This window comes from Pantoea sp. At-9b (genome assembly GCF_000175935.2).
Lineage (GTDB): Bacteria > Pseudomonadota > Gammaproteobacteria > Enterobacterales > Enterobacteriaceae > Pantoea.
Genome location: NC_014837.1, coordinates 967,741 through 984,331, shown reverse-complemented (window position 1 = coordinate 984,331; position 16,591 = coordinate 967,741). Strand labels below are relative to the sequence as shown.

The window sequence follows — 16,591 nt, the reverse complement described above, 5'->3', positions numbered from 1 at the left end:
AGGCCAGGATGGATAATTTCCAGAAAGAGATCGATGAACGCGCTAACCTCGCGTTATCAAACAAATTCGAACTGTTGTTGTTCCGCCTCGGCTCCGATCAGCGGAAAGGCAAATCAGAGCTGTACGGGATTAACGTCTTTAAACTGCGTGAAATCGTGCCGATGCCGAACATCACCCGTGCTGCCGGGATGCAATCGCCGCTGCTCGGCATGGCCAGTATCCGCGACCAGTTTATCCCGGTCATTGATCTGCCTGCGGTGACCGGCTGTACCCCGGAAACCGGCCTCAACCTGCTGCTGGTGACGGAATATGCCCGCAGCACTCAGGCGTTTGCCGTGGAATCGGTGGAGAATATTGTGCGCCTCGACTGGAATCAGGTGCATACCGCTGAAGCGGGGATTGGCAGCCGCAACATCACCAGCATCGCCTGCCTCGATAGCGACGGTGAAAGCAACAATCTGGCGCTGGTGCTGGACGTTGAACAGATTCTGTATGACATCATTCCGTCGGTGCGCGGTGTCGAGCCGGGTGAAGAGACGGTGAAAAACTTCAATCTGAAACCGGGTCAGGTGGCGATTGTCGCGGAAGACTCCAAAGTGGCCCGTCAGCTGCTGGAACAGGGTCTGCAAAGCATGGGTATCCCGGCGATTATGCATAACACCGGTCTGGAAGCGTGGCAGAAAATCACGCAGATGCAGCAGGAAGCGCAGGCGGCCGGTGAGTCGATCCACGACAAAATCGCCCTGGTGCTGACCGATCTCGAAATGCCGGAAATGGACGGCTTCACCCTGACGCGTAATATCAAACGCGATGATGTGCTGCGCCATATCCCGGTGGTGATCCACTCCTCACTTTCCGGTAGCGCCAACGAAGATCACGTGCGCAAAGTCGGTGCCGACGGTTATGTGGCAAAATTTGAGATCAACGAATTGTCGAGCGTGATTCACCGGGTATTGGAAGCGACACGTTAATTCAGCTCCTCTGGCGGTGCGAATTATCGCACCGCTACACATCCCCTGCGAAGTTTTTGTGACAAACCTCTAAAAAATTAAAGTAAAAACATTAACATCCGATAACCCATAGCGCTTGCGCGTGCGGGCCAGCATGCTTCCCGCCGAAGTGAGCAGATAATTTTCGCTTAAAAAACATCAACCAGATGCAGATATCTCATCTGCTTTTCTATCTTGAAAACCATTTTTGGCATCACGGGGAGAAACCTATGTTGAGCTTTAAGAACCTGAAGGTCGGTGTCCGACTGGGCATCGCCTTTGGTCTGGTGGTGGCGCTGCTGGTGGTGGTGGGCATTACCTCCATCACCAAAATCAGCAATATCAAAAACGGCATCACCTCCATCGTCGAAGATCGCTATGTAAAAGTACGTCTGGCCTATGATGTGCGTGATGGCGTTAACGATCAGATCAAATATCTGCGCGGTATCGTGATTGATACTCATCGCCCGGAAAATAACGTGAAGCGTTTTCAGCAGTTAGCAGAAGCGACGGACCGTACCAACAGTGCGATGAAAAAGATTGAAGCCATCCAGATCACCGCCGTGGGTAAAAAGAAAATTGCCGGTCTGCTGGATGCCAGCCATCTGTTTGAACAACAGAAAGATCAGTTGGTTGCCCTGGTAAAATCAGGCGACCTCGAAGCCTCCAGCACCTTTGTGCTGAAAAAAATTACTGATACGCAAAACACCTATCTGGATAGCGCCAATGCGTTTGCCGCTTCGCAGTCTGAACAGCTGCAAAATGAAGGCATTAGCATCATCGCTGATGGTTCTACCGCCATCATGGTGACGCTGATTTTCTCCGCTGTCGCCATTGTCGCCTCCATCATCCTTGGCTTCCTGCTGACGCGTTCGATTGTGCGTCCGCTGAATGAAGCCGTCGAGATTGCCGGAAAAGTGGCAGCCGGTGATCTCAGCACCCATATCGAAGTCAAAAGCACCGATGAAACGGGCGTGCTGATGCGTGCATTGCAAAGCATGAACGATAATCTGCTGACCATCGTTACGGATGTGCGTGCCGGTTCTGACACCATCGCTGTGGCATCCAATCAGATCTCTAGCGGTAACCTTGATCTCTCCTCGCGTACCGAGCAGCAGGCCAGCTCACTGGAGGAGACTGCCTCTGCGATGGAACAAATGACCTCCACCGTGAAGCACAATGCCGAGAACGCGCGCGAGGCCAATAAACTGGTCGCCAACACCTCTGATGTCGCCAAAGAAGGCGGTGTGGTGATGGAACAGGTGATTGAGAAGATGGAAGCCATCGCGCTCTCCTCGAAGAAGATTGTCGACATCATCAGCGTCATCGACTCTATCGCGTTCCAGACGAATATCCTGTCGCTCAATGCTGCGGTAGAAGCGGCGCGTGCCGGTGAACAGGGGCGCGGTTTTGCCGTGGTCGCCAGCGAAGTGCGTAATCTCGCGCAACGCTCGGCTTCCGCAGCGAAAGAGATCAAGGTGTTGATTGAGGATTCTGTGGCGAAAGTGGATGAAGGGAGCCGCCTGGTATCCCATGCCGGTTCCACCATCGGTGAGGTGGTGAACAGCGTGAAAAGCGTGGCGGATATCATGAGTGAAATCACCATCGCCAGCAGCGAGCAGAGCAGCGGCATCAGCGAAATCAACCTCGCGATTACCCAGATGGAAGCCGTGACGCAGCAGAACGCCGCGCTGGTTCAGGAAGCGTCCGCCGCCTCACAGGCCTTACAGGAACAGGCTGAGCGTCTGGCACAATCGATGAGTGTGTTTAAAACCGGGCATGGCATGGAGCTGAGCGTGGTGTAAACCCTCATAGCGGCGCGATTTATCGCGCCGCTATGCATGTTACGCTTAATTCACCAGCGAATAGAAAATCGAAGAGATAGCCAACAACCCAACAATCACCACAAAAGCATTGCTGATTTTGCCGCTGTACTGACGCATCGCGGGGACTTTCTGGATGGCGTACATCGGCATCAGGAACAACAGCATTGCAATCACTGGCCCGCCCAGGGTCTCAATCATCCCCAGAATGCTCGGATTGAGTGTCGCCACCAGCCAGGTGGTCAGCAGCATAAACACCGAAGTCATGCGATTCAGACGCTGCGGCGTGACGCTTTTGCCACGGCTGCGCAGTGACTTAATCACCAGACCGTTAAACCCTTCTCGCGCACCAAGATAGTGACCCAGGAACGATTTGGTGATCGCCACCATCGCCACAATCGGTCCGAGCCAGGCAATCATCGGCACCTGAAAGTGGTTCGCGAGATAAGAGAGGATGGTGATGTTCTGCGCTTTGGCCGCATCGAGGTCGGCTGGCGACAGGCTCAATACGCAGCTGAAGACAAAAAACATCACGGTCAGCACCATCATCAAATGCGCGCTGGCGAGAATACGTGAGCACTTCTGCTCCGCCGCCGCACCATACTCTTCACGCTTCGCTACCGCGAATGAGGAGATGATCGGAGAGTGGTTGAAGGAGAACACCATTACCGGAATGGCTAACCACAGCGTCATCCAGATATTGCTGTCGCCACTGCCCTGGCCGGATGACAAGGTCTCCAGCGCGGCACCGTGCCAGTGTGGTATCAGGTAGCAGGCCAACAACATCAGCACCGCCACAAACGGGAACACCAGCACGCTCATCGCTTTGACGATCATCTGCTCGCCAAAACGCACCACGGTCATCATGCCAACAATCAAAATCAGCGACAGCACGACTCGCGGCGGCGAAACCAGCCCCAACTGATGCACGATAAAGCTGTCAACGGTATTGGTAATCGCCACGCTGTACATCAACAGAATGGGATAGATGGCAAAGAAGTAGAGCAGCGTAATGATCTTCCCTGCCCCTGTGCCAAAGTGTTCTTCCACCACTTCGGTAATATCTTCGCCGGGATTTTTTCCGGAGAGCACAAAACGCGTCAGGGCACGATGCGCATAAAACGTCATCGGGAAAGCAAGTACGGCCATGATAATCAGCGGAATCAAACCGCCTGCCCCGGCATTGATAGGCAGAAACAGCACCCCTGCGCCAATCGCCGTCCCATACAGACCCAACATCCACACGGTGTCACTTTTACGCCAGCCCTTCGCGGGCGCCTCAACGACACCCAGTGTGCCGGTTTGCGAGGTTTCCATCGGTCTCTCCAGAATTACACTTAATCAAAAGCACAGCCCACAGGGCTGCGAATTATGACGCGGTCGGCGCGACGTGATCATGCTAACCGTTTTTTATCGGCGCGGATGACTTAAATGCAAGAATCAGCGCACAAAAACAGCAACATCGTGCAAAATGATGCATTTATCATCGATAAATGCACGATGCACGCAAGCAACCGTTTGCGTGGCCGCTATTTGACCTGAGACGCGGAGAGAGTGCAAGGGAGAACACCGTAGCGGTGCAATAAATCGCCCCGCTACGGTTAGGGACATCGATGGTCAGAATGCCCGCATTCGGTATAAAGCATAAAGAAAATAGTACGCCGTGATAGTATTCAAATTGATGATCATATATTTCATCTTTTCATTTTTATTCAGCAGAATAAAAATACCTTTCGAGTATCTTCCCCGCTTGATTTCATTGATCTCCTGAGCAATATCGCCCGGCGAGAACGAGGAATGATACATGGCCGTGACAATTTGCATATCCAGTGCCAGTACACGTTTGGAGATACCTTTAAGGAAATAGTCGAGATCGCTCTCCTTATATTTTTCCACAATCGCGTCATACAAAGCCGTCAGTGATTTTTTTCTCACCTTCAGTTCATTGTAATTAGACTTACGCTTGGACAACGACCCCGCCACATCTTCGTAATGGTAAGCACTGCCAGGCATCACCAGAAAATTACTGACGCAACTAAAGCATTTAAGATTGAATAACAGGTCTTCGCTCATTGAAACGCCTTCAATAAAACGCAGACCCACCTCTTCAATCATCTCGCGACGGTAACATTTATTATGCAGATAGCCAATATTATCACTCATTTCCAGCTCCCCGAGTACGAAGGGGATATCTTCCTGCTCAAAAAAACCTGCCTGCATGATTTTACCGACGCGATCATCATTCAGGTTCCCCACCATCAGATCGATGGCTTGCGCTGGCCAGGCACTCAGGTTCTGTTTAAATACCATCAGGAAGTTATTTTCCACCCAATCATCAGCATCAAGAAATAGCACATACGCCCCCCGACACAATTGCAGGGCGCTATTTCTTGCGGCACTGACGCCCGCATTCATTTGATGAAGCACCGTGACCTGCGGATAATCGATGAATTCTTCGAGTATTTTCGGGGTTAAATCACGGCTACCATCATCAACGATGACAATCTCATAGTCTGTATACGTCTGGTTGAGTACACTCAGAATGGTTCGTTTAAGGGTTTTCTGTGCGTTAAAGGCTGGGATAATAACACTAAAAAGGGGTTTTTCATTCATGATAAACTCTCTTTACTGTCTGAGGTTTTGATATTGTTAAATAACAGCCATAACTTCCTCGGGTTGAAAAAAATATGATGAATACGCATGACCGGTTGCGCAGGGAAGAAATAATTAAGCAGCGTAAAAGATAAAAACTCGGTCAATACCACGCTAATGGCGGCACCAGTCAGACCGAAATGCGGCACCAGCAGGAGCGATGACGCAAGACAGATTAATAGAACAGCAAAGGTTTTTTTCACCAGATAACGATATCCGTGGTACTTAATAATGAAGCGGTCCATTACGCTACTTAATACGGCGCACATGGCACCAAAACTGAGCAGAACGGTTGGTGCGATGGCGTCCAAATACGCAGCGCCGTAAAAAGATCGAATAAACCAGCCTGAGAGCAGCCAGATGACAAAAATCACGGCGGTGGAAACGCCGATCACCAACAAATGCAGCTTCTGGGCTTTAACGATGGCGCGCTCAGGATCGCGCTCAGCAAAAAATGAAGGATAAAACGATGCCAGCAAAGCGCTGGGTAAAAATACCCAGGCCGTTGATAACGTCAAGGCAACCGAGAAAATACCCGCCTCTTTCACGCCAAGAAAATAAGAGACACTGACTTGATTGACGCGTGTATACAGCGCAACCGCCAGCACGGATAAAATCAACGAAATGCCTGACGCCACCATATAACGTGAGTATTTTTTGAACTGCCTGACAGCCGGTAACGGTGTCCGTTGCTCAGCCAACAAAAACCCGCTGGTTTTAATCACAAACGGAATCAGCGTTGCCAATACGATAGGAATCGCCAGATATTTAGGATCGAGGGCAAAATAGGAAATAAAGAAACGCACCGTCAGGCTGATAACCAGACCAATCAGGTTGGCAACGACATTGAGTCGCGCATGCAGCATGGCTTCGTTGTAGACATTCACCAAATCAATGGCGGAAAACAGGCAGGCAATGGCTGCTGCACCAATAAATACCCACGTATCCGGGCTGAGTTCTTCCTGCATCACCAGCAACCCCACCAATGACAGTAGCGTATACAGCACCAGTACCAGGAAAAAGGTTGATATCATCAGCCTGATACCGGAATGCCGCTTCTGTGCAATGCGTTTCAATAAAATCACATCGCTACCCATTTGAGCGAGGGTTTGCACAAACTGAAACACCAGCATGGAAAGGGAGATAATACCGAAAGTGGTTGGACCGACATATTTCGCCACATAGGAGGTAACGAATATTAGCCCCAACACCGCAATCAGTTTCTCCACAATCATCCATAGCGAGTTTTTTAATTTATCTTTCACAACGCCACCTCAGAATAAATTATTTTCGTGCCAACTTACGCAGACGCGAAACCAGGCGTGGACTGAGAAAAAAAAGCGTGAAGTACAGACTCCAGCCATTCATCATCAGCCCCGAGGAGAGATAGGATTTAAAACACCGGCGATAAAGTGCAATATATTCATCAATAAAGTCGCGACTGAATCCTTCGCCAGTTATCGCTTTGTAGATATAGGAGGAGGCGACCTTCAGATAGAGATGGTAATAACAACGGCTATGCTGCACCGACAAAAATGCTTTCATGCTGCTAAAGGAGCGCACAAACGAAAAATGCTTTTCCTGTAATGACGATCGGGTTGCCGAGTGAGCAGATTTAACGTAGTGATAAACTACTGCGTCGGAGAACACGACCTGGCGCTGTTGTTGCAGCCAGAGATAATTCATCACAAACAGTAGATCCTCAAAGTTATAAATCTCTTCATTAAAACGCAGATGGTGCTGGCGAATCACATCGCCACGAAACACCTTGTCGCAAATACCGTGGCGCGGCGTAAAGTAGAGCAGCTCGTTAATTGCGGCTGACACTGTCATCAGGCTGGTTTGATCCGACGCCACCGGAAAATCCAGCGGCTGCCCCTGCGGGGTAAAATGCTGCGACTGTCCCACCACCATGCAAACGTTTTGCTGCATCAGACGCAACCAGGTCGAAAACGCAGTGGCCGGTAGAAAATCGTCGGCATCGAGAAAGCAAAGAAATTTGCCCCGCGAAGCCCGAATCCCCTGATTACGCGCGGATGAGACGCCCCCATTGGCTTGATTGATAATGTGAAAATGCGGATAGTGCGCATAATTTTGCAGCAACGATAGCGAGTGGTCAGTCGAACCATCGTTAATAAAAATGACCTCAAAACGCGGCTCATCCTGCTGTAACAAGCTATCAATGCATCTCTCCAGATACGCTGCGGCGTTATACACCGGTACGATGACGCTGAATAACACGTCGTTTAAAGGATTTAGCATGTGACCTCTGGCTCATTGAAACGAATAAATACCATTCAGCCTGCGTGATAAATCGCGCCGCTACAGAAAATTGCTATGTCCGCATGATGCTTGCATTCACCTTATGATTTATTCCCGCTTTATTTCGGAGTTTCCTCAGATGAAAAAATGGAGAAAAACAAGGAGGATATAAAAATCACCTATTAAGAATTACGCCAGAAAAACAGGACAATTTAAATATTGAGAGAAGGCAAGAAAAATACACGCTACCGCCCCTGGCTGACGGTCGCCAGTTAAATACCCGAGGTAAATTCACTTTTTTTTGGCAAAAGAGACCCACGCTGCACGCATTCGAGTTCAGTTGAATTTCAGTCACTTGAATTGCCGTGCCGGAATGAAAAGGTGCATCTAAAAATGGGCCGTTTCATTACGGACACAACATTAATGATCTTGCTGTATGTCCTGCATTTTTATTACGCCGGAGCGGTTAATACTCCTCATAACATGCAACAGGGTTTATTTCAGCGCGGACATCGCGACCGCGCCGCAACAGGCTGGGGGCCTCAAAAATGCGATCTATTTCAAAACTTTGTCCGGCAATCTTACCGGGCGCGGTTATAAGGTCAATGCTCACTATATCAAACCGGAATTTCCGCATCGGTTATAAACCCGGGGTATTGCGGAATAGATTAGCCAGCGTGAATTAAGAATTTATCGATTGATTAGCAATGACCCGCGCCAGACCAGGAATAAAGTGAGAATAATGTAAGGTGATGTACCAAAATATTTCTGTCATGGCGTTATCACCGTCACCATTATTCCACTGTCACCCGTAGCTGTTATACACGCGCTTCCTTCAACCATCGGTTAATGCTGCGCGGTTACCTGCGCGGGCACGGTAAATTCCACGGTTTTGCTGTCCAGCGGTTTATGTGTGGGATCAGCAAGGATGATGGTCACTTTGTGCTTACCCGCCGCCAGCCCCACCAAAATCACCGGTTCACCGCTGGCGTCAGCCCAATGCCAGGGGTTGTCGTCAACAATGACGTGGATATGGCCGATACGCGGCGTGACCTTTAACGCTTCCGGGCCAAATACTGGCTCAATACGCAGGTTCTCCGCGCGATACTGAATAAATACCGCACCTTTGCGTAATGGCCCGGCCAGTGGAGCATCGACGATCAGCCTTGCTGGCGGCTGTGGTTTCTCTAATGGCGCGACAGCGGCCGGTCCCAGCACATCACCGGCACTGAGGCCGCCCAGCTCGGCAGCCCACGCGCAGGTGGCAGATGAGAACAAAATGGGTGAAATGAGGATTAGTCTACGCAGCATGATGGTGGCTCCTGTGAGGGGGTAAATAACAACCAACACAGGAGACCACACGGATGTATCCGGTTTATTTGGCCGATGGCGCGTTATGTATTGCTCTGTAACGCCGCCCATGCCAGATACAGAACGTAACCAAAAACCACGCTTAAGCGAGTGCCGCTAACACCCAGGCGACGGCCAGCAGATCGGCGCTGCCGCCAGGGCTTAAACGCCGAGCCATTAACGCCTGATCCATCTGACGCAGCGCGGCGTTATCCCACCCGGTAGCCAGCAGCAGCGCGGCATAGCGCTGCACATAGCGCAACCCTGCCCTACCGCCACGTGACAGCAGATTGCTGTCCGGATTCGACGCCATCAGGCGTAGTAAGGCGTGCTGCAACTGGCGCTCGCCCTGCTCCAGATGCCAGAACGGCAGCACGGCGTTGCGAACTGTGGCGAAGCCGCTTTCGACCTCACCGCGCGCCCCCGTCAAACCATAGTCTCGAAACTGCCGTTCTCCGGCAGTGCAACAGCTTTTGCGGTTAAGCAGTTCGCGCGCCACCAGCCCGCAACAGATCTCACTGACCTGACGACACAGGCTGGTCGCGTCAACCGCACGGTTCAGCCCCTGCAAACGCCCGGCGGCACAGCACAGCAATCCCAGGGAAAAAATACCGCCTTTGTGAGTGTTCACCCCACCGGTGGCGGCGAACATCGCCTGCTCACAGGCAATGCCCGCCGGACGAAGCAGGCGCAACTGTTCCGTTGCGGGATGCTGCGCATACTCAAACCCGATGTTGGCAAAAACCGTCAACCATGGCGTGATGGCCGCAATGCTGGTTAACAGCAGGGCATGGTTCATATCCTGATGTGAACCGTTATTGGCGCGATCCACCAGCCCGGGTTTGGGGGTCAAATCCAGTTCCAGACGTAGCGCCTGCGCCGCCAGGCCGGGCACGTCTGGCTCGGCCACATTAATCGCGAGCAAACCAGCCATCAATCATGTTCTCCACACGCGCCACAACCTCTTCAAGCGGATGGCGACGCGAACGGGCGCAACCATGCGCCGGTTGATCACAAACCAGACAACGCCGGGTGTGCAAATCCAGCGATTGCCGCCCAATTTGTCCCTGCTGCGGGCAAAACACGTCAAAATCCCACAACCTGCCAAGCGGGAAAGTTTGTTCCAGTTCAACGCACTGCGCTTTGATTTCCACTGCCGGATGCTCCACGCACCACAATGCTTCCGGGCCAGTCTCCAGCCACAATACCTGGTGGGCCAACACCGGCCAGCGATGCTGCCAAAGCAGTTGGTCGCAAGCCTGCAATGCCACCCCCATGGTGTTGCGATAACGGATGCTGTCCTTCACCGCACCCGGCGTCACCAGCGTCAGGGAGATAATCGGTTGTTGATAGCGAGAGAGCCAGTCAGCCTGACGCGCCGCGCGAACCTCTTTCGCCGCCAGCAGCGCTGTAAGACTGACGCCCGCTCGCACGGGCGTCATCATGGTCATAGATCGTCCTCTTTAACCTGGCGGACAACGTCAATCACGCTGCCATCGCGATAGCGGATCACCCCGACAATACGGTCAGTAAAGGCGATCGGTTTAGGTTCCCCGGTCAGCGACACCGCTCGCTGATACAGCGTAGCGATATCAACAATTTTCAGCCCCGCCGCCAGCAAACGCTCGCGGATTTCCGGACGCGCCGGGTTCACCGCGATTCCGTGGTCCGTCACCAGCACATCAATGCTCTCTCCCGGCGTCAGTCGGGTTGTCACGCGTTTTACCACCGTTGGAATGCGGCTGCGCAGTAAAGGCGCGACCACAATCGTCAGGTTTGCCGCGGCAGCCACATCACAGTGACCACCCGAAGCCCCACGCATCACGCCATCAGACCCGGTAATCACGTTCACGTTGAAATCAACGTCAATTTCTAACGCGCTGAGGATCACCACATCCAATTGATCGCAACTGGCCGCTTTGCCGCCGGGGTTGGCATACACATCGGTGGAGATTTCCACATGGTTCGGGTTGCGATGCAGTGAGGCCGCCGCTTCGCTGTCGAAGCACTGGGTATCGAGTAATTTTTCGATCAACCCTTTTTCGTGCAGATCGACCAGGCCACCGGTAATGCCGCCAAGGGCAAAACGCGCTTTCACCCCGTGGCGCGTCATTTTTTCTTCCATAAAACGGGTAGCCGCCGTGGCCGCCGCGCCCGAACCGGTTTGCATGGAAAAACCCGCGCGAAAATAGCCGGAATGCTCAATCACATCAGCGGCATAGCGGGCAATCATCAGTTCACGTGGGTTGCTGGTGACCCGCGCCGCGCCGACGCTGATTTTTGCCGGATCGCCCACGCTGGCAACCTGAACGATAAGATCCACCTGCTCCTGCCCGAGGCTGGCGGGCATATTGGGAAACGGCACCAGTTCTTCGGTCAGCAACACCACTTTGTCAGCAAACCGGGCATCGACCATCGCATAACCCAGCGAGCCGCATGCGGATCGGCCTTGCGTACCATTGGCATTGCCAAACTCATCGCTGCACGGCACACCGAGAAACGCGACATCGATGTGCAATTCGCCATCCTGCAACAATTTCACCCGCCCACCGTGGGAGTGGATCTGCACCGGTTCTTTCATCAGCCCATGAGAAATCGCCTCTGCCAGTTTGCCGCGCATCCCGGAGGTATAGATCCTGGTGATCACCCCGCTGCGGATATGCTCGATCAATGCATCGTTACAAGTCATCAAAGAGCTGGAAGCCAGTGTCAGATTTTTAAATCCAAGGCGTGCCAGCGCTGCCACGACCGTGTTGATAACCTGATCACCTTCGCGAAACGCATGGTGGAAGGAGATCGTCATGCCATCCTGCAAGCCACTGCGTGCAATCGCGTCATCCAGCGAAGCGCACAATTTACGGGTGTGTTTCGCATGGATATCCGCCAGCCACGGCGTGGCATAATGAGCGCTTGCAAAGGGTTTTAACTCACGCAGATGCGGAAAATTAACGTGAAGAAGTTCTGTCTGATTCATGATTTTTTCCTTAACGCCGCACGCCGGATGCCGCCGCACGTTCCAGCACCATCTGTGCATGATTAATAATCGGGGCGTCGATCATTTTGCCGTTCAGCGACACCACGCCGAGGCCATTACGTTCCCCTTCTTCCGCCGCTTCGATCACGCGCTGTGCATGATCGACTTCCTGTTGCGTGGGAGCATAGGCGTTGTGCAGCAGATCAATCTGGCGTGGATTGATCAAGGATTTACCGTTAAAACCCATTTTGCGGATCAGCTCGACTTCACGCAGGAAACCCGCTTCATCATTTACGTCGGACCACACCACATCAAAGGCGTCGATTCCGGCAGCACGCGCGGCGTGCAGCACCGCGCAACGGGCATAGAACAGCTCCGTACCGTCGCCGCGTTCGGTTTGCATATCCATCACGTAATCGAACGCCGCCAGTGCGATGCCAATCAGTCGCTGAGAGCTGCGCGCGATCGCGACGGCATTGATCACCCCAATCGCAGATTCAATCGCTGCCATCACCCGGGTGGACCCCACTTCCCGCCCACAGGCCAGTTCGATTCGTTCGAGGTGGCGCTCCAGTTCATAGATATCTTCCGGGGTATCGGTTTTCGGCAAGCGCACCACATCAACGCCAGCACGCACCACCGCCTCCAGATCCGGTAAACCAAACGGCGTGTGCAAGGGGTTGATACGCACCACGGTCTCAATGTCCTGGTACATCGGGTGCTGCAACGCATGGAATACCAACAGACGCGCGGTATCTTTTTCCCGGAGCGCTACCGCGTCCTCCAGATCAAACATGATCGAATCGGGCCGATAGATAAACGCGGTGGAGAGCATGGCCGCATTGGCCCCCGGCAGGAACAGCATGCTACGACGTAGTTTCCTCATAGCAGTTTCCCCCAATCGATCTCCGCATCTGGCGCGGCGCGCAGTATGGCGCTTTGCAGACGGGCGCGGATCACACAATCCAGCGCACCTTTGTCTTCGATGATGATTAAGCCCTGATGGACCTGCATGTCACGTAGCGTGCTGTGCACCACCTGGCGAATCTGGTCGCCGAACTGCTTGATCACCTCGCTGTGAATCACCACTTCAAGGTCGCCTCCCGCAGGGGCGATTTTTACCATCAGGTCACTGGATTCCATGGTTCCTGCCAGTGCCTCCCTCACAATTTTCATATTTATATTCCTGATTTTTAAGCAACTTCCGCGCTGTAATGGGTTGCAAGATGCGCAAAAGTGGTATCCGGTACAATTTCCCGAATACGGGAAAACTGGTGTGTTTTTAGTAAGCGCCGCACTTCCGAGGCCGAGATGGCATGGCCAGCCGCTTTGATTCGGGGGATTTCCACCACCTCGACCGCGCCAGTCAGCAGTTGATGCATGCTGTGGTTGTACTGGCGGGTGATCTCACAAAAGGGTTCGCTACCGATAAAGCGATGGGTAATGCCCAGCGCCGGGGCGATATGGTTGCGGAACAACAGCAAGTCGATCTCACTCCACGCCTGCTGCACTTTGCCGCTCTCTTTCAGGAAATAGGCCGGAAAGGTGGCACGCGAGATGATGTACTGAGAACCTTCATGCAAAGTGATATTCGGCAGGTGGGCAGTGCCGCTCTGCACCATTTTCCAGCGGGCACTAAAGGGGAAGAACGAGGCGTCTTCACTGACCACAAACAAATGCAACCAGTCACAGCGTGCTGCTGCCTGCTCCACCAGATAACGATGTCCCAGCGTAAAAGGGTTGGCGTTCATCACAATCGCGCCAATACGCTGCCCGTCAACACGACTGGCCTGCAATGAGCGGCAGTAGCGCTGAATGCCTGACGGGGTGTTTTCCAGCAGAATGGCGTTCTCCCCGCTCTGCACCACCGGCCAAAAGCCGTTGCGCTGGAATCGCTCCCGGTTGCAGGGACGGGTACACAGGAACAAATGAAAATGCCCGCGCGCCAGTGCCAGATGCGCCACTTCTGCCAGTAACTGCGCGCTGAGATTTTCGCCGCGCCACTGCTCATCAATGGCGACACATTTGATGACGTTAGCGACAAGACCGGCACAGCCCACCAGCCGATCGTCCGACCAGGCCTCAACAAAAGTGGTGATGTCGCTGTCCATACCTAATCCGCTATCCGCCAGCAGCGCGCGGATAGTTTCGCGCCGCCGGGGATTACCGCTGACTTCCGCGATGCGGAAGTCGATGGGGGGTCGTGGTTGCATAATCTCGCCTGCGCCTCAGTGCGTCGCCGTCAGCGCGTGCGCGGGTGCATCCATGATCACATTGCTGAGATGACCGATATTTTCGATCTCCACTTCGATGCGATCGCCTGCCTGCATAAACAGCGGCGGATTGCGTTTCTTACCCACGCCGCCCGGCGAACCGGTAATGATGACGTCACCCGCATGCAGGCTGGTGAAGGTGCTGATGTACTCGATAAGTTCGGCGATGTTGTGGATCATGCTGGCGGTGTTGTCATCCTGCACCTTCCGGCCATTCAGCCAGGTACGGATCGCCAGCTGATGCGGGTCCGGGATTTCATCGGCGGTAGTCATCCACGGACCAAATGCGCCGGTCTGCCGCCAGTTTTTTCCGGCGGTAAACCAGGTGTGCTGCCAGTCACGCGCCGAACCATCCATATAACAGCTGTAGCCCGCCACATGGTTCAGCGCATCCTCACGGGCGATATCCTCACCACTTTGACCAATGATCACCGCCAGCTCGCCTTCATAATCAAATTCGCTGGAATGGCGCGGTTTCAGGACCGGCGCATTATGGCCGGTTTGCGAGTCGGCAAAACGCACAAACAACGTCGGTGCCGGGTTGTGTTGATCAAACTCTTTGCGTTTTTCGGCGTAGTTCATGCCGACGCAAAGAATCTTCCCTGGGTTATCAATCACCGGTAACCATGCCAGATCGCTAAAGCGCAGATCCGGTACTTCTTCACTGAGCAGCTGCGCTTCTGATAATGCGTTGGCAGCGAGCAGCGATTTTAAATCGGCGTAGCGACCACCCAGACGGCGGCCCAAATCGATCACACCATCATCCCTGACGATGCCGTAGCTACGCTTTCCCTGATGGACAAAGCTTGCAAGTTTCATATTCTTCGTTCCTGTAATGCATGAATCAGACGAGGAAATTACCGAGGATAAGCAGCGATACCGAGACGTTGATCGCACCGCCAATACGGGTGGCAATCTGAGCAAATGGCATCAGGCTCATACGGTTACCCGCCGTGAGGATGGCGACATCCCCGGTCCCGCCCTGGCCGCTCTGGCAGCAGGAGACGATGGCGACATCAATAGGATGCATGCCAATCTTTTTGCCGACGAAGAAACCCGTGGCGACCAGCGCCGAAACGGTGCTGACGATCACCAGCAGATTATTGATGGTGAAGGCATGCACCAGTTCCTCCCACGGCGTAATGGCGACACCCACCGCAAACAGGATGGGATAGGTCACGGAGGTCTGGAAGAATTTGTACACCACCTGCGAACCTTCCAGCAGGCGTGGTGAAACACCGTGTGCCAGCTTGATCAGCACCGCGACAAACAACATGCCAACCGGCGCAGGCAGACCAATCAATTTGTGGCCGAGCATACCGATCATGTACAGCAGTACCGCCAGCAGCGCCCCTGCGGCAATGGTGGTGACATCGGTTTTACCCGGTGCCGCTTCCGGCGTTTTGGTGTCGCCATTGCTGCGGTTCGGCATCAGTTGGCCTTCCCCGGTCAAATGCGGGAAACGCTTACCGAGTTGATTCAGACATCCCGAGATGATGATCGCTGTCAGGCCACCCAGCATGACCATCGGCAACACGCGACCGAGTGCAACACCTTGATCCATATGCAGCAGTGTGGCGTAGCCAATCGAGAGTGGAATGGCACCTTCACCCACGCCACCGGCCATGATCGGCAGAATGATAAAGAAGAAGATTTGGAAGGGTTCCATGCCGAGCATCAGGCCAACGCCCATACCGACCAGCATGCCGACGATTTCACCGCACAGCATCGGGAAGAAAATACGCAGAAAGCCCTGAATCAACGTAGTGCGGTTCATACTCATGATGCTGCCGACAATAATGCAGCAGATATAGAGATAAAGGATGTTGGTCGATTTATAGAATTTGGTGGTGGATTCCACCACCACATCGGGCAGCAGGCCATAATAGACCATCGCCGAAGGGATAAAGGTGGCGCAAATCGCGGCGGCTCCCAGCTTACCCACAATCGGCAGACGTTTGCCAAACTCTCCACAGGCAAAACCGAAAAACGCCAGTGTCGCGACCATCACCACGATATCGCTGGGTAACTTGCCACCAAAACAATCGATAGCAATTAACGCCCCGGCCAGCAGGAATAATGGCAATGGAATTATCCCGATTTTCCAGGTATCCATAATATGCCACCAGCGGTCCTTAAGTGATTTCTTTTGAATCGCCAATGATTCAGAGGTAACAGAAAACGAATCGTCAGTTGTGCTCATAATTAAGCCCCTTGGTTATTTTGTGCCTTCAGGGTAAAGGGCTAATGGCGCAGGTTATGTGAGGG

At 53.1% G+C, this 16,591-nt stretch carries 15 protein-coding genes; 2 read left to right on the top strand and 13 right to left on the bottom strand.

What is annotated here, in order from left to right; translation table 11 throughout:
- Positions 1-8: 8 nt before the first annotated feature.
- Together PAT9B_RS04365 and PAT9B_RS04360 are read left to right on the top strand one after the other, a co-directional pair.
- The gene (locus PAT9B_RS04365; protein WP_013508044.1) at positions 9-971 is read left to right on the top strand and encodes a chemotaxis protein; all 963 of its coding nucleotides are present in this window, start codon (positions 9-11) and stop codon (positions 969-971) included.
- 248 nt (positions 972-1,219) lie between these two features.
- The gene (locus PAT9B_RS04360; RefSeq protein WP_013508043.1) at positions 1,220-2,794 is read left to right on the top strand and encodes a methyl-accepting chemotaxis protein; all 1,575 of its coding nucleotides are present in this window, start codon (positions 1,220-1,222) and stop codon (positions 2,792-2,794) included.
- Between the two features lie 45 nt (positions 2,795-2,839).
- Here the strand turns inward: PAT9B_RS04360 and PAT9B_RS04355 are convergent, their stop codons facing one another.
- From PAT9B_RS04355 to PAT9B_RS04290, 13 genes are all read right to left on the bottom strand, one after another.
- A complete protein-coding gene (locus PAT9B_RS04355) occupies positions 2,840-4,129 on the bottom strand; it encodes an HAAAP family serine/threonine permease (RefSeq protein ID WP_013508042.1) in 1,290 nt (429 codons plus the stop codon).
- Positions 4,130-4,429: 300 nt separating this feature from the next.
- A complete protein-coding gene (locus PAT9B_RS04350) occupies positions 4,430-5,425 on the bottom strand; it encodes a glycosyltransferase family A protein (protein ID WP_013508040.1) in 996 nt (331 codons plus the stop codon).
- Entirely contained in the window at positions 5,422-6,729 is a 1,308-nt protein-coding gene (locus PAT9B_RS04345; RefSeq protein ID WP_013508039.1) for a flippase, read from the bottom strand. Before PAT9B_RS04345 ends, PAT9B_RS04350 begins: the two co-directional genes overlap by 4 nt.
- A 19-nt stretch (positions 6,730-6,748) precedes the next feature.
- A complete protein-coding gene (locus tag PAT9B_RS04340) occupies positions 6,749-7,726 on the bottom strand; it encodes a glycosyltransferase family 2 protein (RefSeq protein WP_013508038.1) in 978 nt (325 codons plus the stop codon).
- Between the two features lie 846 nt (positions 7,727-8,572).
- On the bottom strand, positions 8,573-9,037 hold the full coding sequence (locus PAT9B_RS04330; protein WP_013508037.1) for a DUF6130 family protein: 465 nt from the start codon (positions 9,035-9,037) through the stop codon (positions 8,573-8,575).
- A 142-nt stretch (positions 9,038-9,179) separates the two neighbouring features.
- Positions 9,180-10,010: a triphosphoribosyl-dephospho-CoA synthase CitG gene (gene citG, locus PAT9B_RS04325; RefSeq protein ID WP_013508036.1), complete on the bottom strand. Its 831-nt coding sequence runs from the start codon at positions 10,008-10,010 to the stop codon at positions 9,180-9,182.
- On the bottom strand, positions 9,988-10,527 hold the full coding sequence (gene citX / locus PAT9B_RS04320; protein WP_013508035.1) for a citrate lyase holo-[acyl-carrier protein] synthase: 540 nt from the start codon (positions 10,525-10,527) through the stop codon (positions 9,988-9,990). Before citX ends, citG begins: the two co-directional genes overlap by 23 nt.
- Positions 10,524-12,050 (bottom strand): citrate lyase subunit alpha, encoded by a 1,527-nt coding sequence (gene citF / locus PAT9B_RS04315; protein WP_013508034.1) that lies wholly within the window; start codon positions 12,048-12,050, stop codon positions 10,524-10,526. Before citF ends, citX begins: the two co-directional genes overlap by 4 nt.
- Positions 12,051-12,060: 10 nt before the next feature.
- On the bottom strand, positions 12,061-12,936 hold the full coding sequence (gene citE, locus PAT9B_RS04310) for a citrate (pro-3S)-lyase subunit beta (RefSeq protein WP_013508033.1): 876 nt from the start codon (positions 12,934-12,936) through the stop codon (positions 12,061-12,063).
- Positions 12,933-13,226: a citrate lyase acyl carrier protein gene (gene citD, locus PAT9B_RS04305; RefSeq protein ID WP_013508032.1), complete on the bottom strand. Its 294-nt coding sequence runs from the start codon at positions 13,224-13,226 to the stop codon at positions 12,933-12,935. Before citD ends, citE begins: the two co-directional genes overlap by 4 nt.
- A gap of 17 nt (positions 13,227-13,243) precedes the next feature.
- A complete protein-coding gene (gene citC / locus PAT9B_RS04300) occupies positions 13,244-14,263 on the bottom strand; it encodes a [citrate (pro-3S)-lyase] ligase (RefSeq protein WP_013508031.1) in 1,020 nt (339 codons plus the stop codon).
- Positions 14,264-14,278: 15 nt separating this feature from the next.
- Positions 14,279-15,142: a fumarylacetoacetate hydrolase family protein gene (locus tag PAT9B_RS04295; protein WP_013508030.1), complete on the bottom strand. Its 864-nt coding sequence runs from the start codon at positions 15,140-15,142 to the stop codon at positions 14,279-14,281.
- Between the two features lie 25 nt (positions 15,143-15,167).
- Positions 15,168-16,526, bottom strand: a complete 1,359-nt coding sequence (locus PAT9B_RS04290; RefSeq protein ID WP_013508029.1) for a 2-hydroxycarboxylate transporter family protein — start codon at positions 16,524-16,526, stop codon at positions 15,168-15,170.
- Positions 16,527-16,591 lie beyond the last annotated feature (65 nt).